The organism is Cryobacterium algoricola (assembly GCF_004402485.1).
In the GTDB taxonomy this organism is placed as follows: Bacteria; Actinomycetota; Actinomycetes; order Actinomycetales; family Microbacteriaceae; genus Cryobacterium; species Cryobacterium algoricola.
The window spans coordinates 382,674-400,540 of sequence record NZ_SOFG01000004.1 but is presented as its reverse complement, the minus strand read 5'-3'; the positions used below and the strand labels follow the sequence as shown (position 1 = coordinate 400,540).

At 66.1% G+C, this 17,867-nt stretch carries 21 protein-coding genes and 1 tRNA gene; 18 read left to right on the top strand and 4 right to left on the bottom strand.

Features of this window, described 5'->3' with window-relative positions:
* Positions 1 to 191: 191 nt before the first annotated feature.
* The 10 genes from rplU (at position 192) to E3O44_RS02285 (ending at position 6,995) form a co-directional block, all read left to right on the top strand.
* Complete coding sequence (gene rplU / locus E3O44_RS02330; RefSeq protein ID WP_134447928.1) at positions 192 to 500, top strand: 50S ribosomal protein L21; 309 nt, start codon at positions 192 to 194, stop codon at positions 498 to 500.
* 18 nt (positions 501 to 518) lie between these two features.
* Complete coding sequence (gene rpmA, locus E3O44_RS02325; RefSeq protein ID WP_066595878.1) at positions 519 to 776, top strand: 50S ribosomal protein L27; 258 nt, start codon at positions 519 to 521, stop codon at positions 774 to 776.
* A gap of 79 nt (positions 777 to 855) precedes the next feature.
* Positions 856 to 2,421, top strand: a complete 1,566-nt coding sequence (gene obgE / locus E3O44_RS02320; RefSeq protein WP_134532123.1) for a GTPase ObgE — start codon at positions 856 to 858, stop codon at positions 2,419 to 2,421.
* Positions 2,418 to 3,203 (top strand): glutamate 5-kinase, encoded by a 786-nt coding sequence (gene proB / locus E3O44_RS02315; protein WP_134532121.1) that lies wholly within the window; start codon positions 2,418 to 2,420, stop codon positions 3,201 to 3,203. Before obgE ends, proB begins: the two co-directional genes overlap by 4 nt.
* Before the next feature lie 52 nt (positions 3,204 to 3,255).
* Positions 3,256 to 4,524 carry a glutamate-5-semialdehyde dehydrogenase gene (locus E3O44_RS02310; protein WP_134532119.1) on the top strand — a complete coding sequence of 423 codons (1,269 nt, stop codon included), beginning with the start codon at positions 3,256 to 3,258 and terminating at the stop codon, positions 4,522 to 4,524.
* 70 nt (positions 4,525 to 4,594) lie between these two features.
* Positions 4,595 to 4,741 (top strand): hypothetical protein, encoded by a 147-nt coding sequence (locus E3O44_RS02305; protein WP_241975962.1) that lies wholly within the window; start codon positions 4,595 to 4,597, stop codon positions 4,739 to 4,741.
* 13 nt (positions 4,742 to 4,754) lie between these two features.
* Positions 4,755 to 5,348 carry a nicotinate-nucleotide adenylyltransferase gene (nadD, locus tag E3O44_RS02300; protein ID WP_255454315.1) on the top strand — a complete coding sequence of 198 codons (594 nt, stop codon included), beginning with the start codon at positions 4,755 to 4,757 and terminating at the stop codon, positions 5,346 to 5,348.
* A 116-nt stretch (positions 5,349 to 5,464) separates the two neighbouring features.
* Complete coding sequence (locus E3O44_RS02295) at positions 5,465 to 6,430, top strand: hypothetical protein (protein ID WP_134532113.1); 966 nt, start codon at positions 5,465 to 5,467, stop codon at positions 6,428 to 6,430.
* Positions 6,431 to 6,470: 40 nt separating this feature from the next.
* The gene (gene rsfS / locus E3O44_RS02290; protein WP_134447942.1) at positions 6,471 to 6,848 is read left to right on the top strand and encodes a ribosome silencing factor; all 378 of its coding nucleotides are present in this window, start codon (positions 6,471 to 6,473) and stop codon (positions 6,846 to 6,848) included.
* A 71-nt stretch (positions 6,849 to 6,919) separates the two neighbouring features.
* Positions 6,920 to 6,995, top strand: a tRNA-Ala gene (locus tag E3O44_RS02285).
* Positions 6,996 to 7,065: 70 nt separating this feature from the next.
* Here E3O44_RS02285 and E3O44_RS02280 read toward each other — a convergent pair.
* On the bottom strand, positions 7,066 to 7,287 hold the full coding sequence (locus tag E3O44_RS02280) for a DUF1653 domain-containing protein (RefSeq protein WP_134532111.1): 222 nt from the start codon (positions 7,285 to 7,287) through the stop codon (positions 7,066 to 7,068).
* A gap of 129 nt (positions 7,288 to 7,416) precedes the next feature.
* On the opposite strand from E3O44_RS02280, the gene E3O44_RS02275 reads away from it, so the two are divergent.
* Complete coding sequence (locus E3O44_RS02275; protein ID WP_198415856.1) at positions 7,417 to 8,274, top strand: N-acyl homoserine lactonase family protein; 858 nt, start codon at positions 7,417 to 7,419, stop codon at positions 8,272 to 8,274.
* Complete coding sequence (locus E3O44_RS02270) at positions 8,271 to 8,738, top strand: MarR family winged helix-turn-helix transcriptional regulator (protein WP_134532109.1); 468 nt, start codon at positions 8,271 to 8,273, stop codon at positions 8,736 to 8,738. Before E3O44_RS02275 ends, E3O44_RS02270 begins: the two co-directional genes overlap by 4 nt.
* 224 nt (positions 8,739 to 8,962) lie before the next feature.
* Here the strand turns inward: E3O44_RS02270 and E3O44_RS02265 are convergent, their stop codons facing one another.
* Genes E3O44_RS02265 through E3O44_RS02255 form a run of 3 tightly spaced genes read right to left on the bottom strand, consistent with a single transcriptional unit; the run spans position 8,963 to position 10,817 of the window.
* Positions 8,963 to 9,730 (bottom strand): hypothetical protein, encoded by a 768-nt coding sequence (locus E3O44_RS02265; protein ID WP_134532107.1) that lies wholly within the window; start codon positions 9,728 to 9,730, stop codon positions 8,963 to 8,965.
* Positions 9,727 to 10,377 (bottom strand): hypothetical protein, encoded by a 651-nt coding sequence (locus E3O44_RS02260; RefSeq protein ID WP_134532105.1) that lies wholly within the window; start codon positions 10,375 to 10,377, stop codon positions 9,727 to 9,729. The genes E3O44_RS02265 and E3O44_RS02260 overlap by 4 nt, the downstream gene beginning before the upstream one ends.
* Positions 10,378 to 10,400: 23 nt before the next feature.
* Positions 10,401 to 10,817 carry a hypothetical protein gene (locus E3O44_RS02255; RefSeq protein ID WP_134532103.1) on the bottom strand — a complete coding sequence of 139 codons (417 nt, stop codon included), beginning with the start codon at positions 10,815 to 10,817 and terminating at the stop codon, positions 10,401 to 10,403.
* An 818-nt stretch (positions 10,818 to 11,635) separates the two neighbouring features.
* Between E3O44_RS02255 and E3O44_RS02250 the strand changes: the two genes are divergently transcribed.
* The 6 genes from E3O44_RS02250 to E3O44_RS02225 all read left to right on the top strand — a co-directional run bounded on the left by E3O44_RS02250 (position 11,636) and on the right by E3O44_RS02225 (position 17,772).
* Positions 11,636 to 11,881, top strand: a complete 246-nt coding sequence (locus tag E3O44_RS02250) for a FeoA family protein (protein WP_241975960.1) — start codon at positions 11,636 to 11,638, stop codon at positions 11,879 to 11,881.
* 10 nt (positions 11,882 to 11,891) lie between these two features.
* Positions 11,892 to 13,862: a ferrous iron transporter B gene (feoB, locus tag E3O44_RS02245; RefSeq protein ID WP_134532099.1), complete on the top strand. Its 1,971-nt coding sequence runs from the start codon at positions 11,892 to 11,894 to the stop codon at positions 13,860 to 13,862.
* Between the two features lies 1 nt (position 13,863).
* On the top strand, positions 13,864 to 14,391 hold the full coding sequence (locus E3O44_RS02240; protein ID WP_134532097.1) for a NifU family protein: 528 nt from the start codon (positions 13,864 to 13,866) through the stop codon (positions 14,389 to 14,391).
* Positions 14,392 to 14,564: 173 nt separating this feature from the next.
* Positions 14,565 to 15,971, top strand: a complete 1,407-nt coding sequence (locus E3O44_RS02235; RefSeq protein ID WP_134532095.1) for a phosphoribosyltransferase family protein — start codon at positions 14,565 to 14,567, stop codon at positions 15,969 to 15,971.
* A gap of 104 nt (positions 15,972 to 16,075) precedes the next feature.
* The gene (locus E3O44_RS02230; RefSeq protein ID WP_134532093.1) at positions 16,076 to 16,495 is read left to right on the top strand and encodes a YchJ family protein; all 420 of its coding nucleotides are present in this window, start codon (positions 16,076 to 16,078) and stop codon (positions 16,493 to 16,495) included.
* Between the two features lie 242 nt (positions 16,496 to 16,737).
* Positions 16,738 to 17,772 carry an LLM class flavin-dependent oxidoreductase gene (locus tag E3O44_RS02225; protein WP_134532091.1) on the top strand — a complete coding sequence of 345 codons (1,035 nt, stop codon included), beginning with the start codon at positions 16,738 to 16,740 and terminating at the stop codon, positions 17,770 to 17,772.
* Positions 17,773 to 17,867 lie beyond the last annotated feature (95 nt).

The following is a 17,867-nucleotide window of genomic DNA, read 5'->3' as shown; positions in this document are numbered from 1 at the left end:
CGGTCGATCCCAGCCCCAGTTTGACCGGGGCCGGTTGATCAGCTAAACTCGACTGTTGGTGTGCGTTGGGCCTGAGCCCGCGCTGACACCTAAGGTTTTCTGACAGAGACGGGCCGACTTGGCCCGTTTACGCAGTAACTTTCCATCATAGGAATCGGGGCCTCACGGCTCCCCAGAGATAGGTACGTAACGTGGTTTACGCAGTTGTGCGCGCCGGTGGGCGGCAGGAGAAGGTAGAGGTCGGGACCATCGTAACGATGGACCGAATCAAGGCTGACAAGGACGGCAACGTCGAGCTGGCCGCAGTGCTCCTCGTCGATGGCGACAAGATCACCTCTGACTCGAAGTCTTTGGCCAAAGTCACCGTGACCGCCGAGGTCCTCAACGACCTCCGCGGCCCGAAGATCGTCATCCAGAAGTTCAAGAACAAGACCGGTTACAAGAAGCGTCAGGGGCACCGTCAGGAGCTCACTCGCGTTCAGGTCACCGGCATCGCCTAGGCCCGAGGAGCAGAACAAATGGCACACAAAAAAGGTGCGAGTTCCACTCGCAACGGTCGCGACTCCAACGCCCAGCGCCTCGGCGTGAAGCGCTTCGGCGGTCAGGTTGTCGGAGCGGGCGAGATCATCGTCCGCCAGCGCGGCACCCACTTCCACCCCGGCGTGAACGTCGGCCGCGGTGGCGACGACACGCTGTTCGCCCTCGAGGCTGGCTCGGTCGAGTTCGGCGCGAAGGGTGGCCGCAAGGTCGTCAACATCGTGGTGGCTGCCGCGTAGGCATCCACAATCTGTAAGCGTGAGGGCGGGCTTCGGCTCGCCCTCTGCTTGTTTTACGCCACCTGAAAGGGGCACCCCCATGGCCACATTCGTTGACCAGGTCACGCTGCACCTGCGCGCGGGCAACGGCGGCAACGGCTGTGTGTCCGTCAAGCGTGAGAAGTTCAAGCCTCTCGCCGGCCCCGACGGCGGCAACGGCGGAAACGGTGGCGACATCGTGCTCGTCGCCGATCCCCAGGTGACCACGCTTCTCGGCTACCACCGGTCCCCGCACCGCAGTTCCGTCAACGGCGGCCCCGGCATGGGCGACCACCGCGCCGGCTTCAGCAGCGAAATCATGGAACTTTCCGTGCCTCTCGGCACCGTCGTCAAGGACGTCGACGGCAACGAACTCGCCGACATGACCGAACCGGGTTTCCGGATCGTCGTCGCCCCCGGCGGCCAGGGCGGGCTCGGCAACGCCGCCCTCGCCTCTTCGAAGCGCAAGGCCCCCGGCTTCGCGCTCCTCGGAACCTACGGCTGGGAAGGCGACGTCCAGCTCGAACTCAAGACCGTTGCGGATGTCGCCTTCGTCGGCTATCCGTCGGCCGGCAAGTCCAGCCTGATCGCGGCCATGTCCGCCGCCAGGCCCAAGATCGCCGACTATCCCTTCACGACCCTGTTCCCGAACCTCGGTGTCGTCGACGCCGGCGAGGTGCGCTACACGGTCGCCGACGTTCCCGGCCTGATCGAGGGCGCGAGCGAGGGCAAGGGCCTCGGCCTCGAATTCCTGCGCCACGTCGAACGCTGCACCGCCCTGCTGCACATCCTCGACTGCGCGACCCTCGACCCGGACCGCGACCCGATCAGCGACCTCGACGTGATCCTCGGAGAACTCGCCGCCTACCCGGTCCCGGAGGGTCAGAAGCCCCTCCTCGAGCGTCCGCAGCTGGTCGCGCTCAACAAGATCGACGTGCCGGAGGCCCGCGAACTCGCGGACTTCGTCAAGGCAGACCTCGAAGGCCGCGGCTACCGCGTCTTCGAGATCTCCACCGTCAGCCACGAAGGCCTCCGCCAGCTGAACTACGCCCTCGCCGAACTCGTCGAAGCGGGACGCGTCGAGGCCGCAGCGGCCCTCGCGGCCAAGCCGCGCATCATCATCCGCCCCAAGGCCGTCGACGACAGCGGTTTCGTCGTCAAGGTCGAGGGCGGCTCGTTCGGCAACATCTACCGCATCATCGGCACCAAGCCGGAGCGCTGGGTGCAGCAGACCGACTTCACCAACGACGAGGCCGTCGGGTTCCTCGCCGACCGCCTGGCCAAGCTCGGCATCGAGAACGAACTCTTCAAGGCCGGAGCCGTCGCGGGCTCGACCGTGATCATCGGTGCCGGCAACGGCGTCGTCTTCGACTGGGAGCCCACGCTCACGTCGACGGCGGAACTCATCACGGCACCTCGCGGTACCGACACCCGACTTGACGACTCGAAGCGCCGCACCAGTAGCGAGCGGCGCGAAGAGTACTTCGGCCGGATGGACGCCAAGGCGGCCGCCCGCGCCGAGCTCATCCGCGAGCGCGACGCCGGAATGTGGACCTCCGGTGAGGTCGAGTACAACGGCGAGAGCGCCCCGGCCGGCTCGGAAGGCACCGAGGACGAGTCCGAGTGAGCGTGCTCGGGCGGGGTGACATCAAGACGGCGGCACGCATCGTCGTGAAGGTCGGGTCCTCCTCGATCAGCGGCGCGAACGTGTCGCAGATCTCCCCGCTCGTCGACGCCCTCGCCGAGGCACACGCCCGAGGCGCCGAAATCGTCCTGGTGTCCTCCGGCGCGATCGCAACCGGGATGCCGTACCTCAACCTCGAAGAACGCCCCACCGACCTCGCAACCCAGCAGGCCGCGGCCTCCGTCGGCCAGAACCTGCTGATCTTCCGCTACCAGGACAGCCTCCGTCGCTACTCGATCATCGCCGGACAGGTTCTGCTCACCGCGGGCGACCTCGAGAATCCGTCGCACCGGTCCAACGCGCGCCGCGCGATGAACCGGCTGCTCGGGCTGCGGATCCTTCCGATCGTGAACGAGAACGACACCGTCGCCACCCATGAGATCCGTTTCGGCGACAACGACCGGCTCGCGGCCCTTGTCGCGACACTCATCAGCGCCGACCTGCTCGTGCTGCTGAGCGACGTCGACGCCCTCTACACCCGTCCGCCGAATCTCCCCGGGGCAGAACGCATTCCGCACATCGCAGCGGGGGATCGGCTTCCCGGCGTGGAATTCGGAGCGAGCGCTTCCGGTGTCGGCACGGGCGGCGCGGGCACCAAGGTGTCAGCGGCCCGGATCGCCGCTGAAGCGGGAACGGCCGTCCTGGTCACCTCGACCGGGCTCGTCGCCCAGGCCCTGCGCGGCGACTACGTCGGCACCTGGTTCGAACCGACGCCGCGGCAGTAGCCCGTCCGGTCCCTGCCCTGCGGAGGCGTGGAACGTGCCGTAAACTACCGGCATGTTGCAGTCACCCGTCGACTCCCTCCGGCTCACCCTGACCCTCGATTCGGCGCGGCGCGCCTCGATCGTCCTCGCGTCCACACCGACGCTGCAGAAGAACAGGGCACTCACCGCGATCGCGGATTCCCTGCGCCGGAACACGGCCGACATCCTGGCGGCGAACCGTGACGACCTCACGGCCGGTGCCGCGAACGGACTCAGCGCGGGTCTCCTCGACCGCCTCACCCTCGACGATGCCCGCGTGGCCGCCCTCGCCGACGCCGTGCTCCAGATCGCACTACTGACCGACCCCGTCGGCGAGGTCGTCCGCGGCAGCAGCCTGCCGAACGGCGTGAAGATCAGCCAGGTGCGGGTGCCCTTCGGCGTCGTGGGCGTCATCTACGAGGCCCGGCCGAACGTGACCGTCGACATCGCCGCCCTGGCGCTCAAGAGCGGCAACGCCGTCGTCCTCCGCGGCGGGTCCGCCGCCGAGAACACCAACCGCGTCCTGGTCGCCCTCCTCCAGACGGCCATCGAATCCGTCGGCCTGCCGGGGGACATCGTGCAGACCATCGATCCCTTCGGCCGCGAGGGCGCGACCGAACTCATGCAGGCCCGCGGCCAGGTCGACGTGCTCATCCCGCGCGGAAGCGCCGGCCTGATCAATGCCGTCGTCACCCAGTCCACGGTCCCCGTCATCGAGACCGGTGCCGGTGTCGTGCACATCTTCCTCGACGAGAGCGCCAACCGGGACTGGGCCGTCGAGATCGTGCACAACTCGAAGGTGCAGCGCCCGAGCGTCTGCAACGCCGTCGAGACCCTGCTCGTGCACGAGGGCGCCGCGGATCGCGTCCTGCCCGCCGTCCTCGCCCGTCTCGCCGCCTCCGGCGTCACCATCCACGGAGACTCCCGAGTCCAGGCGCTCTTCCCGGACGCCGTCCCCGCCAGCGAATTCGACTGGGAGACGGAATACATGAGCCTCGATCTCGCGGTCACGGTCGTTGCCGGACTCGACGAAGCGCTCGCGCACATCCGCCGGTATTCGACGGGCCACACCGAGTCGATCATCACCAACGACATCGTCAACTCCGAACGGTTCCTGAACGAGGTCGATTCCGCCGCGGTCATGGTCAATGCGTCCACCCGGTTCACCGACGGCGGCGAATTCGGCTTCGGCGCGGAGGTGGGCATCTCCACGCAGAAGCTGCACGCGCGGGGCCCGATGGGTCTCCCCGAACTCACGAGCACGAAGTGGATCGTGCGCGGCACCGGGCAGGTGCGGGCCTAGCCCGAACGGCCCCACTAGAATGGTGCGGTACTGCACGTCTCGCGTGCCGTCCCGCAGAAATGGAGTGTTTATGCCGACGTTCGTCTATGGCCTGATTGCCCTGGTCACCTTCGGCGCCCTCGGCGCGGTCGTCTGGTCCTACCGCGATGTCGCCAACCGCCACGCCGAGAAGGCGCGCGCATACGCCGCAGCCCACGGCCGCGTCGACGAGCACTAGGGGAACCGTCTCTGTGACTGCGCGCCGCCCCCGCATCGGCGTCATGGGCGGCACGTTCGATCCCATCCACCACGGCCACCTCGTCGCCGCGAGTGAGGTGGCGCAGAGCTTCCACCTCGACGAGGTCGTCTTCGTACCCACCGGGCAGCCGTGGCAGAAGAGCGACGTCACCGAGACCGAACACCGCTACCTGATGACCGTCATCGCGACGGCGTCGAACCCCCGCTTCACCGTGAGCCGCGTCGACATCGACAGGGTCGGCCCGACGTACACGATCGACACCCTTCGCGACCTGCACGCGCAACGCCCGGACGCCGAACTCTTCTTCATCACCGGTGCCGACGCCATCCGCCAGATCCTGAGCTGGAAAGACGTTCAGGAGCTGTGGGATCTCGCCCATTTCGTCGCTGTGAGTCGCCCGGGACATGAGCTCACCATTTCGGGATTGCCGAACCAGGACGTAAGCTTGCTGGAAGTTCCGGCATTGTCGATATCGTCCACCGACTGCCGTGCACGCGTGAACCGGGGTTTCCCGGTCTGGTATCTGGTTCCCGACGGGGTCGTCCAGTACATCTCAAAGCATCATCTGTATCGGAGTGTGGCATGACGTTGGGTACCAACCCACCGCCACTGACGCGTCGTCAAGCGCGCGAGTTGGCAAACGGGCACCAGCCCGACGCGCCTTCCGCTGCGCAGAAACATTCCCCGCACCACACGCAGCCGGTGGCCCAGGCAGCGGATGCCTCGACGAGTGCCTCCGAGCCCCTTCTGGTCCTGCCAACGACCGGCGAGCCCGTCGCAGAGTCCGGGCCCGTCATCCTCGGTGAGCTCGTCCCTGAGACCGAGACCGAAACTGAAGCCACGTCTCCGGCCGCGCCGGAGGCGACACCGGTCCTCATCTCGGTTCCTGCTGAGGCCCCCGCCGACGAACCGGTCCGCGAGCGCACCCTGACCCGGCGCGAACTCCGTGCCCTGCAGGCCGCCGCAGCGCCTCCCGCCGAAGATTCCCTGCTCGCGGCCGTCGCGACGCTCACCGCCTCCCGCCCTCTCTCGGACACCGCCGTGCCCGTCGACGTACCGGACGGCATCCGCCCGCCGACCCGCCGCGTCGAACCCCAGCCCATCGCCTTCATGGTCGACGTCGCACCGAGCCCCCTCGGCGAGACCCGGCCCGGAGCCCTGCACCCTCCGGTCGGTCACTGGTCGCTCGACCGCGGCGAGGACAACGACCTGCTGCCCGGGTTCGAGACCCTCGCACCGTTCGACCAGCTGATGAACCAGGGCGTGAGCGCCGGCGGCATCCCGACCACGACGAACGCCCTGATCCTGCCCTCGATCCCGCACCAGGGCAACACCTCGGGACCGCTCACGAGCACCGGCGAGATCATGATCACGGGCTCGATCGACCTGCCGCGCAGCCTCGGCGAGACCGGCGTGCACCCCAACGTCTACGACTCCTCCGAGATGGACCGCATGCTCGACCAGCTCGACGAGGGTGGTCACCGCAGCGGAATCGCTCCCGTGAGCGCCAGTCGCGCCGTCAGCACCCATGCGTCGACCCGTGGCGTCATGGCCCCGCCGAAACAGCGCGGGCTCACGCTTCCCACTGTTCTCACCGTGACCGTCGGCGTCCTCGCCGTCGGCGTGCTGGCCCTGTTCGCGGTCGGCTACTTCCTCCACATCTTCTAATGCCATTTCACTCGCTTTCACTAACACAGGGATTCATTCGATGACCGCTTCTGCCCACGCTCTCGAGCTCCTCAAGCTGGCCGCCGCCGCCGCAGACTCGAAAGCGGGGGAGGACCTCGTCGCGATCGACGTTTCCAGCCCTCTCCCGCTGACCGACATCTTCCTCATCGTCACCGGCCGCTCCGAGCGCAACGTCGTCGCCATCGCCGGCGAGATCGAGGACCAGCTCACCGCAGCCGGCCACAAGCCCTTGCGCCGCGAAGGCCGCGCCGAGGGCCGCTGGGTGCTCGTCGACTTCGGCGACCTCGTCGTGCACGTCTTCCACGAGGAAGAGCGCGTGTACTATTCCCTCGAACGGCTCTGGAAAGACTGCCCGGTCATCCCGATCGAACTGCCCGTCCACAAGGTCCAGGACTGAGTGGTCACAACAGGCTTCCGCGTGTAGTAGCCTAGAGAAGTTGTTTCGGGGGAAAACCTGAAACACAATCTGGGTCCGTGGCGCAGCTGGTAGCGCACCTGCATGGCATGCAGGGGGTCAGGGGTTCGAATCCCCTCGGATCCACCAATACAGGAAAAGCCCCGACTTCGGTCGGGGCTTTTCCTGTTTCCGGCCGGTCGTCGGTCCCGCTCGGGTGTCAGCCGGCGGCGTCGATCGGGGCGAACCGGGCAACGGTCTGGCCGTCGATGCTGACGGATTCCAGGAACATCGCCAGGGGACGCACCCACAGCCCGCGTTCGCCGTAGAGCGCCGTGTACACGACGAGTTCTTCCTCGGTCTCAGAATGCCGGGCGACGCCGATCACGTCATAGAGATTGCCCTTGTAATGGCGGTATCGCCCCGGTGTGATGCCTGTCATCTTTTCTCCGCTTTCCGCACCCAGTATCCGGCATTTCCCGGAGCGGGGTAGTGTTCCCGGAATCTGTGTCGTGACATAGTGTGTTGTAACACTTTATCCGTCGCGACGAATCGAGCTCCCATCACTCCCGTGAAACGCGTTTCCGTGATCAGCACCGGTTCCGTCCGGATCCGACCCCAGCACGAGAAGTCCAACGGGCTCCCGACGATCTGGTGGTTGCTGACGTCCCGGAGGTGGACACCGCCTCGGCCCATCAACGTCTACGTGATCGAGCACGAGCGCGGGCTCGTCGTTTTCGACACCGGACAAGACCGGCGGTCGGTGATCGATCCCGAGTACTTTCCAGACGGGCTCGTCGGGTTCCTCTACCGACGGCTCGCGCGGTTCGCGATCCGCGAGCAGGACACGCTCACGGAGGGCCTGCGCGCACAGGGCTATCGCGCGAGCGACGTGACCCTGGTGGTGCTCTCGCACCTGCACCAGGACCATATCGGCGGACTCGCCGAGCTGTCGGATGCCGAGATCGTCGTGAGCGCGGCAGAGTGGGCGACGCTTTCGCATCCGTTCGCCCCCGTCAACGGACTGCTTCGCGAGCACATCGAGCTGCCGGGACTGCGGTGGAACAGGGTGACGCTCGAGGCGACAGCGGATGCCGCACTCCTGCCGTTCCGGAACGCTCGCGACCTGTTCGGCGACGGCAGCGTCGTGCTCCTGCCGACGCCGGGGCACACGCCGGGTTCCCTCTCGCTTCTGGTCCGCCAGGCCGGACACCCGCCGATCCTGCTCGTGGGAGACCTGACGTATGACGTGCGGAACCTCGAGAAGCTCGCGGTGCCCGGAATCGGTCGGCACGCCGCATTGGTGCGCTCCTCGCGCGACGTGAACGACTTCGTCGACCGATGGCCCGGAACCGTGGTTCTCGCCGCGCACGACCCGGCCGCCGCGGGTCTGCTCGAGTCTGCCTGGGCGAGCGTGATCGAGCCGTGAGGCAGGCAGAGCTGATCCGCTACGCGATTCTCGCGGCGCAGCGCGACGGCAATCTCTGGTTCGCGCGCGAGCTTCGCGCACGCGCCCTGACGCCGTCCCAGGCCGAGGTGCTGCGTGTGATCGGCGACGACCCGAACGGAGTGGGCCTCGTGGATCTCGGCCGCCTTCTGGTGTGCGAGAGCGGCACCAATCCCAGCAGGCTCGTGGATCGACTCGTCGCGGCGGGGCTGGTGCAGCGGCTGCACTCCCGGGCCGATCGTCGCCGACTCGTGCTCACCCTGACGAGCGCGGGGGAAGAGGCCGAACGATTCGTACGCGGGGTTGAAGCCCGGATGTATGCACAGATCGACGCTGCCTGCGGGGGTGCAGGCGGAGAGTCCCTCGTGTCGGTCCTGCTCTCGCTGAGTGCCGGGCAGTCGGCGGGGAGCGCGCTAGAGCGGCGTCTGGCGAAGGCGCCGGAATGAGCGCCGGTTGGGCAATCACTGAACGCCCCAACGTCCACAGCAGGCACCAGGATCATTTTCTTCCGTCGGACACTGCTGGCGACCCTACCGTGTACCCGGTGTTCAGAGAAGAAATCCAGGCAAGTCGGATAGGACTCGGAATCGAGGTCCCAGATGCCCAAACTAAGCCCATAGACAGATAGCTCACTTGGGAGGAAGCGCCGTCTCACGATGAGATGCTGACTTTATTGAGGTTCGAGTACTTTCCGCGTCTCGACATCATCTTCGCCGAGGTGGGTCAAGACGTACCGGTCATGGTTAAGGTGAAGCAGATCTCTATCATTGAGCGACTTAAGTGTTCGCTTCATGTTGGCACGCATGGGCGCCCTCGCCCATGCCTGCAATTCGTCGAGCGTGGCACCCTGCGATCCCCGCCAATAGAGTAATACGAGAACATGATCCGACGCTCTTAGCTGCTTGAGCACCCTTGGAAAGCCGTCGAATTCCTGAATCAAGGGAACGTCTTTCGATACAAGGTCCACGATCATGGTGTGCGCAACTGCCGCAGTTACGTTGTTGTACATACGGACGAGTTCGGCCAATACCCACTCCATATTTCGCACGACAAGGGTTGCATCCTGCTGATTCGGGTCTATACCGTCACTTAGGTGCGCGACGTCACGTTTGTTTCGCACGTCGTAGATCAGTCTCAGGGTGCGCGGGATATGCATTCGAATACTGTCGTTTGAAGCCGCATTGATCAACGTGTTCATCATTGCGTCGACGCTAGGCAAGGTTCTCCCAAGCGCCGTGTACTGCTCTGCAGTAGCCCACTGCAAGATTCGGAACACTGCTTCGGAGAAACGGGCACCTTCGATTTCGGAGGGCCTTAGGTCGTTGCGGTAGAAGCGACGCTTAGCTTCAGCGAACGCGATCAGGAGCTCGGTCACAAGTTCAGCCGGTATGCCAGCTTCCAGGAGGCCCTCCCGAATCCTGGAGTCCAGTGTGGTCATAGAACGCCCAGCACTCTGTCGATGAGGTCAGGGAGTGCCGCGATTCCACTTCCTCTCGCTTCGAGACGTCGAGCCTTGCTCTCGCCCTTGACCACGAATCCATCGATTTTCGGCAGGTGCTGCGAGGCGAAGTTCTTTGAGTCGTAGCAATGCTTACTTTCGCAGGCTACCTTGATTACTTCGAAAGCCGTGTCGCTGTGTCCCATGCCCACCTTCCGGACGACTGTCACGATCTGGGCGACTGCGCGAGCCTGCTCTGCTGTCGTGGACCCATACTTCGTGTGTTGGCCAATCAGCTTCACGGCACCGTCGTCGATATGAAAGACGAGCAGCAACTTGTCAACCGGGATACCTGTTTCGTCGGATACTCGCCGGAATACAACTTCCTCAGGAATGGGGGCCTCTTGCTCGCCGCCACTTTCAGCTTTTCGACCATCAGGTTCCTCTCGAGACACTGACGGAGTCCCGAGTCCGTGGCCAGTTGCAGTGGCGTGTTGTACCGAATTGAGGGTCGAGCGCAGCGCCTCGGTGAAGGCGCGCCCCTGCATGTGGTCGGGCACGCCAGATTCCTTGACTGAGGACCATGCGACGTTGATCGATTCAGTGAGCGTTAAGTTCGCGCCCGAAGTTCTCGCTGCCGTTGGCATAACGCTATTCGATCCAGTTAGCATCAGGACTCTCCGGTCAGCTTGGCTACCAGCCCGGGGAAGTCAGTGATACCTGGGCCTTTGGCCTGGATCCGGCGATAGTTCCCTGTCCCCTTGATCACAAAACCCTGCAGCGCCTTCAGCTGTGAAGAGAAGTTCGCCGAGTCATAGCACTTGAGGCGTTGTGCTTCCTCTCGCACCAGTTCAACTGAGGTGTCATCTTCGTCGAGACCGAAAGAACGGACGATGGTGAAGATCGCCGCGATCGTCCGTGTTCGGTCGGCGTTATTCTTGCCCAACTTGATACCGGGGAGGTTCAAGCGCAATGCGCCATCGTCCAGATAGATCAAGTTGCTCAACGCGGCGGCGGTTGCACCAGTGCCATTCGACACCTTTTGCACCAGCTCATCGTCGGACAGGGCGATGGCGTTCTCACCCAATCTGGGTCCGCCTCCCGTGGTACCGCCGGACGGTGTCAGTTTCGCAGCGTTGGCGGTGCTCGGAGCGGACTGTCCGGTCCGAGGAAACGGCACGGGTGCCGGCACGGGCGGTGCGATAAGTCGCACTGCTTCCCGGAACGCTACCTCGTGGATCTTCTCTGGCAGGTTCGCTTCTTCAACAGCGGACCAAGCCTGTTTCAGTATTGCGCTCGTGGAAATGACAATCGCCTCCCTGGCTTCAGTTCGCTAAGTATATATGGAGAACGGACTAAGACAAGCACATGCCTTCTGTGTCAGTTTTACAGATGGAGTCATCTGTTCTTTCATCACCACCATCTCGTCCAAGTAAAGTCCTGATTAAAAGAGATTTAAAAAGCAGAAAGCGGAATTTGTAAGTGAATAGCCATCCATATACTTCTGTCGGATGGGATTGCATGCAAGAAAAACTCGTCCATCCCTGTCGCATTAGTCATCTCGAGGACCTGAATTGCGGCGATCTTGTGCAGTTCGGATGGCAATTGGAATGATACGACCATAAATTCTGCCGGAGCGGACGGATAGGTGTTTGAAGTACTGCAGTTTGCGGATATTGTTTTGGCTCAGTTGTCGGTTCGCAATTTTTAGGGAACCTAGTGCTCGCGGTGATGGAATATGTGCGCCAGAGGAGTGCAGTACGCGCAACTAGGTAAGGCTGTCCTAACTTCGACTAGGCTGTCGGTATGCGCTCCGCATTCTGCGGGGAAGCCGGAGGGCGAGGAGAGCCTGCAGTGAGAGTGACGCACCGGGTTCGTGAATTGCCTGCGGCTGCGACCACACCGGTGCCGGATCCCTGCGGCCTCGAGGCTCTCCCGATCGGGGTTCCTGCCCGCATCGTCGATGTGGGGGACCGCGGAACGGCCCCGTATTCCGGTCGCCTCGGCGACCTCGGCTTCGTCACCGGTGCCAGGATCGAACTCCTCCGTCGGGCGCCGGTCGGCGACCCTGCCGTGTACCGGGTACGCGGCTACGACATCTGCCTCCGCGCGGCCCAGGCCCGCGGCATCCGCGTGACCACGACATTGTGACCACCACACTGTGACGGACGCAGCGGGCGGGGCGGACTGCCACGGTGGTCCAAGCGGCGGCACCGTCGTCGTCGGCGCTCCCCGTACGGCACTCGTCGGCAGCCCGAACGCGGGCAAGACGAGCATCTTCAACGCCCTGACCGGCCTCCGGGCGAAGACCGGCAACTATCCCGGCGTCACCGTCGGCCGGTCCGTCGGCGTCTTCCGCGCTGCCGGCCAGGACTTCGTCGTCGAGGATCTCCCGGGCACCTATGGCCTTGAACCGGTGAGCCCGGACGAGCAGATCGTCACCGACCTGCTGCAGGGCCGGCTCACCGGGGTCGAATTGCCCGACGCCCTGGTCGTCGTGATCGACGCGACGACCCTCTGGCGATCGCTGCGGCTCGTGTCGCAGGTGTTGCGCCTGCGCCGGCCGGTGTGCATCGCCGTGACCCTCACCGACGAACTCGTCACCCGCGGCGGGCGCCTTGACATTCCCGGTCTCGAACGGGCCCTCGGGGTGCCGGTCGTCCGGGTGATCGGCAACCGGCGCGTGGGCATCCCCGAACTCCGCACGAAAATCGCGGGCTGGCGAAGCTGGTCCCGGCCCGTGCTCGATCCACCGACGGACCCTGCCGAGCTCGAAGCCTGGACCGAATCCATCCTCCTGGCGAGCGAGTACCGCCCGGCGCAGCCGGACAAGACCACCCAGCGGATCGACGCGGTGCTGCTGCACCCCGTGTGGGGCACCGCGATCTTCGTCGCGGTCATGGTCGCCTTCTTCCAGATCATCTTCTCCTTCGCGGCGCCGCTGCAGGGCCTCGTCGAGACGTTCTTCGGCTGGCTCGCCGACCTGGTCGACGGGTACGTCCCCGTTCCGTGGCTCGCGGGCCTGCTCGGTGACGCGATCATCGGCGGGGTGGGCGCCGTCGTCGTCTTCATCCCGCAGATCATGCTGATGTTCCTGCTGATCTCCCTGCTCGAGGGCGTCGGCTACATGTGCAGGGCCGCGTTCCTGATGGATCGGATCATGTCGAGGGCCGGGCTCGAGGGCCGGGCGTTCGTGGCGCTGATGAGCTCCTTCGCGTGCGCGGTCCCCGGGATCATGGCGACCCGTACGCTGCCCTCCGCCAAGGACCGCATCGCCACGATGATGGGCGCGCCCCTCATGACGTGCTCGGCACGGCTGCCGGTCTACATCCTCCTGATCGGGATGCTCGTGAGCCCGGAGTCCCGCATCGGCCCGCTGCAGACCCAGGGCGTCATCATGTTCTGCCTGTACTTCCTCGGGGCCGTTTCGGCCATGCTCGCCGCCTGGATCGTGAAGACCGTGCAGGACAGGAACGGCCTCCTGATGCCGTTCTACATGGAGATGCCGCCGTACCGGGTCCCGACGCTGCGGTCCATCTGCCTCACCATGTGGGATTCCTCCCGGGCGTTCCTCCGCAAATGCGGAACGATCGTGATGCTGACGACGATCGTGCTGTGGCTCCTCCTGAACTTCCCGCTGCACTCGACCGCCGAGCTGACGGCATCCGGCGTCGACGTGACCGATGAGGGCGCAGTGACGTCCTTCGTGATGGACCACAGTGCCGCTGCGTCGATCGGCCGGGCCGTCGAGCCGGTCTTCGCGCCGCTCGGCTTCGACTGGCGCGTCAACATCGGCGTCGTCGCCTCCCTCTCGGCACGGGAGACGTTCGTGGCCACGCTCGGCCAGATCGCGGCAGCGGACGACCCGGACAACCCCTCAGCTGCCCTCGCCGCCATGACATACACGGACGGCGCCCATGCGGGGCAACGGGTCTTCACCGCCCCGACGATCGCCGCGCTGCTGGTGTTCTTCGTCTATGCGCTGCAGTGTATGTCCACGGTGAGCGTGATGAAACGGGAAACCGGCACCTGGAAGTGGCCGGCCATCGCCTTCGGATACATGTTCGTGCTGGCCTGGGGCTCGGCGTGGGTCGTCCACGGCGTCGTCGCACTCGCGACCGGGACGGCCTGACATGATTCCGCTGCACCCGGAAGCCGTTGACTCGCGCCCCGAGGCGCTCCGCTGGGTGATGCCGGCCGGTACGCTCGCGTTCACCGGCGAGGTTCGGTCGGCACCGGGTGAGCTCGGTCGCCTGGCCGAGACCGGGGTGCTCACCGCACTCACTGTCGAGGTCGCGGCCGTCACGACGTGCCTCTCCGCGACCGGCAGCTGGGCGTCCCAGGGAGCCTTCGTGAGAAGCGCCCTGCACGCCGCCCTCGGGAATCCCGCGGGCTGGGTTCCCGTCCTTCCAACAACGCCCGGCACGCGTGACGCCGACCTCGCCGCGTGCGCCCTGACCGTGCTCACTGGGCGGGTCGGCGACTTCATCCGCTCCCACGGCGGCGTGGTCGAGCTCGTCTCGGCGCATGACGACGTCGTCACGGTGCGCCTCACCGGTTCCTGTAGCGGATGCCCCGCCGTCGGGTTCACCCTGCACGCGCGCGTCGAGCGCGCCCTGCGTGACCTGCACCCGGGCTTGCGCGCACTCGTCGCGGTCTAAGCAGGCATTCTCCGCAGGCTCTGCCGTGTTTCTTCGGTGCAGTACCGGCACATAGGTCATTCCCGTTGCGGCATGCGTCGGCGCCCGGCCGGTCCCTTCCCGGATCGGCCCTGTTGCGATCCGCCGCACCGGACCATGATGGTGAACGAATCTGCAGTCGAGGAGGTGGGGGCATGGTCCTGTTCAGTGATCGGGTGGATGCCGGCCGGCAGCTGGCCGAGCGGCTCCAGTACCTGCGGGGTGCCGACACGATCGTGCTCGGACTGCCGAGGGGAGGGGTGCCCGTCGCCGCAGAGGTCGCCAGGGTACTCGGCGCACCGCTCGACGTGATCGTGGTGCGCAAGCTCGGGGTGCCGTTCCAGCCCGAGCTCGCGATGGGAGCGATCGGAGAGGGCGGCGTCCGGGAACTCAACCCGGACATCCTTTCGATGGCCAGCATCAGCGACGAGGAACTCGCGACCGTCGAACGTCGCGAACGGGCCATTCTCGACGCCCGCGTGGCCGAACTGCGCGCGGGCAGGGAACGGATCGACGTGCGCGGTCGCACTGTCGTCATCGTCGACGACGGCATCGCGACGGGTGCGACGGCGCGTGCGGCCGGAGACGTCGCCCGGCTGCACGGAGCGAACCGGGTGATCCTGGCCGTGCCGGTGGCCTCGGCGGAAGCGCTCGTCGACCTCACCGGCTTCGACGAACTCGTCTGCGTCCATGTCCCGCGGCGGCTCGTGGCCGTCGGCAACCACTACATCGACTTCGCGGCCACGACCGACGACGAAGTGACCGCGCTGCTGGATGCCGCGGCACGGCGGATCCGTACCGGTCGCCACGCCGGTGGGTCGGGCCTGGACCGGGACGTCGAGATCCCGGTCGGCAGCGTCGTCCTCGAGGGACACCTGTACCTCCCGGAGAATGCCCCCGCGGTCGTCGTGTTCGCCCACGGAAGCGGCAGCAGCCGGCACAGCCCCCGCAACCAGTTCGTCGCCGACGTGCTGCATCGCGCGGGCCTCGGCACCCTCCTCCTCGACCTGCTCACGCCCGGGGAGGAATCGGACCGGGCCAACGTCTTCGACGTCGGGCTCCTCGCCGGGAGACTGGCGGCGGCCACCGAGTGGCTCCTCGACCGGCCGGACACCCGGTCATGCCGGATCGGCTATTTCGGGGCGAGCACCGGTGCGGGTGCGGCGCTCTGGGCCGCGGCCGACGCCGACGACCGCCTCGCGGCCATCGTGAGTCGCGGCGGCCGCCCCGACCTCGCCGGAGACCGGCTACCGGAGGTCACGGCCCCGACGCTCCTGATCGTCGGCGGTACCGACCCGGGAGTGCTCGACCTCAATCGCCGGGCCAGGACCCGGATGCGCTGCCGCAACCGGCTCGCGGTCGTCGAGGGTGCGACCCACCTCTTCGAGGAACCCGGCGCGCTGGCCGCGGCGGCGAACCTCGCGAGTGACTGGTTCGTGTCCTACTTGCTTCCCGGGCCCGACACCGGCGAGGCCGGTGAGTCGGCCGGACTGGTCGGCGTCGCCGAGGGAGACGACGCGACCGAACTGCGTGCCCAACCGGAGTCGGACGTACAGCACTGACCCGCTACTCACCCGCCGCTGATCCGCCGCTGACCCGTCTCCCCCCTGACCCTGTCGCCCGGACTTCTCCCTCCGGGCGTTCCGGGAGCAGCGATAATGGTGCTGTGCCGAATCCCCGTGACCCCCGCGCCGATCCGGCGGCGCAACGACCGGAACGGTGCCCCTGCCTGAGCGGAGAACGCTACTCCGAGTGCTGCGGCCCGTTGCACGCCGGCGTGACCCCCGCACCGACGGCCGAGCGCCTGATGCGATCGCGGTACTCCGCCTTCGTCCTCGGCGACGTCGACTACCTGCTCCACACCTGGCATCCGAGTACCCGCCCGGGGCAGTTCGAACTCGACGACACCCTCCGCTGGACCCGCCTCGACATCGAACGTGTCGAAAGCGGTGGCCCCTTCGATTCGGCCGGCCTGGTCGAATTCACCGCATACTGCCGCCAGGGCGGGATGCGGAGCGCCCAGCACGAGGTGAGCCGCTTCACCCGCGTCGCCCGGCAGTGGTACTACCTCGACGCCGAGGGGTGACCAGCCCATCCCGGTCTCTGCCGGGCGGGGTGCTTCGTCAGGGGTCGCGAGGCGGAAGCTCCGGGAGCGTTCAGTCGCGACGTGGCGGTGAACGACGGATGCTGACACGATCATGCGATCCGGGCGGAATACCAGCGTGGTGCGCCGGGTTCCGCTAGTTGATGCATTTGCATAGACACGTGCAGGAACGCACGGCAGGACCAGACCCGGCACACCCAGGACCGGCAACAGAGGAGCATGGCATGGCACAGGAGATTCAACTCGGACTAGACACCTTCGGAGACGTGACCTGGGACGCCGACGGCGCACCCCTGCACCATGCACAGGTACTTCGGAACGTCGTCGCGGAAGGCGTCCTCGCCGAGCAGGTCGGACTCGACTTCTTCGGCATCGGGGAGCACCACCGCACGGACTTCGCCGTGTCGGCGCCCGAGGTCGTGCTCGCGGCGATCGCAGGGCAGACCACGCGCATCCGGCTCGGTTCTGCCGTGACGGTGTTGAGCTCCGATGACCCGGTCCGGGTGTTCGAGCGCTTCGCGACCCTGGACGGCCTGTCGAACGGCCGCGCGGAGGTCATCCTCGGCCGCGGTTCCTTCACCGAATCCTTTCCGCTCTTCGGTCTCGACCTCGGCGACTACGAACAGCTCTTCGAGGAGAAACTCAACCTCTTCTCCGAGCTGCTCAAGGAAGAACCGGTGACCTGGGCGGGGGCGACCCGTGCGGGACTCACCGACCAGAGCGTGTACCCGCCGACAGAGTCCGGGTCCATTCGCACCTGGATCGGGGTCGGAGGCAGCCCGCAGTCCGTCGTCCGCGCCGCCCACTACGGCCTCCCGCTCATGCTCGCCATCATCGGCGGCTCGCCCCTCGCCTTCGCGCCCCTCGTCGAGCTCTACCACCGCGCCCTCGGCGAATTCAAGCGCCCGACCCAGCCCATCGGCGAGCACTCCCCGGGGTACGTCGCCGAGACGGATGCACAGGCTCGCGAGGAGATGTGGCCGCACTATGCCGCCATGCAGGAGCGCATCGGGCGGGAACGCGGCTGGGGTCCCGTGAGCCGCGAGCAGTTCGAGCACGATGCCGGGCCGGAAGGCGCCCTGTTCGTCGGATCACCGGAAACCGTCGCGGCGAAGATCGTCGCAACGGCACAGGGTCTCGGCCTCTCCCGATTCGACCTGAAGTACAGCATCGGCACCCTGAGTCACGAGCGACTCATGACGAGCATCGAGCTGTACGGCACCCGGGTCGCTCCGCTGGTGCGGGACGCGCTGGGCTGATCTTCCAGCTAGGGACGATCGTGACGCTGTAGCGTACAAGTGGTGCCGCCCGCCCGTTCGGAGGACGGTATCGATCGGAATACAGCATAAGGAGT

What these genes read in the sequence shown, in the direction of transcription:
- rpmA (WP_066595878.1), top strand. Translation starts at nt 519, where the DNA reads ATGGCACACAAAAAAGGTGCGAGTTCCACTCGCAACGGTCGCGACTCC.
- obgE (WP_134532123.1), top strand. Translation starts at nt 856, where the DNA reads ATGGCCACATTCGTTGACCAGGTCACGCTGCACCTGCGCGCGGGCAAC.
- E3O44_RS02310 (WP_134532119.1), top strand. Translation starts at nt 3,256, where the DNA reads ATGTTGCAGTCACCCGTCGACTCCCTCCGGCTCACCCTGACCCTCGAT.
- E3O44_RS02305 (WP_241975962.1), top strand. Translation starts at nt 4,595, where the DNA reads ATGCCGACGTTCGTCTATGGCCTGATTGCCCTGGTCACCTTCGGCGCC.
- rsfS (WP_134447942.1), top strand. Translation starts at nt 6,471, where the DNA reads ATGACCGCTTCTGCCCACGCTCTCGAGCTCCTCAAGCTGGCCGCCGCC.
- E3O44_RS02280 (WP_134532111.1), bottom strand. Translation starts at nt 7,287, where the DNA reads ATGACAGGCATCACACCGGGGCGATACCGCCATTACAAGGGCAATCTC.
- E3O44_RS02265 (WP_134532107.1), bottom strand. Translation starts at nt 9,730, where the DNA reads ATGACCACACTGGACTCCAGGATTCGGGAGGGCCTCCTGGAAGCTGGC.
- E3O44_RS02260 (WP_134532105.1), bottom strand. Translation starts at nt 10,377, where the DNA reads ATGCCAACGGCAGCGAGAACTTCGGGCGCGAACTTAACGCTCACTGAA.
- E3O44_RS02240 (WP_134532097.1), top strand. Translation starts at nt 13,864, where the DNA reads ATGATTCCGCTGCACCCGGAAGCCGTTGACTCGCGCCCCGAGGCGCTC.
- E3O44_RS02235 (WP_134532095.1), top strand. Translation starts at nt 14,565, where the DNA reads ATGGTCCTGTTCAGTGATCGGGTGGATGCCGGCCGGCAGCTGGCCGAG.
- E3O44_RS02225 (WP_134532091.1), top strand. Translation starts at nt 16,738, where the DNA reads ATGGCACAGGAGATTCAACTCGGACTAGACACCTTCGGAGACGTGACC.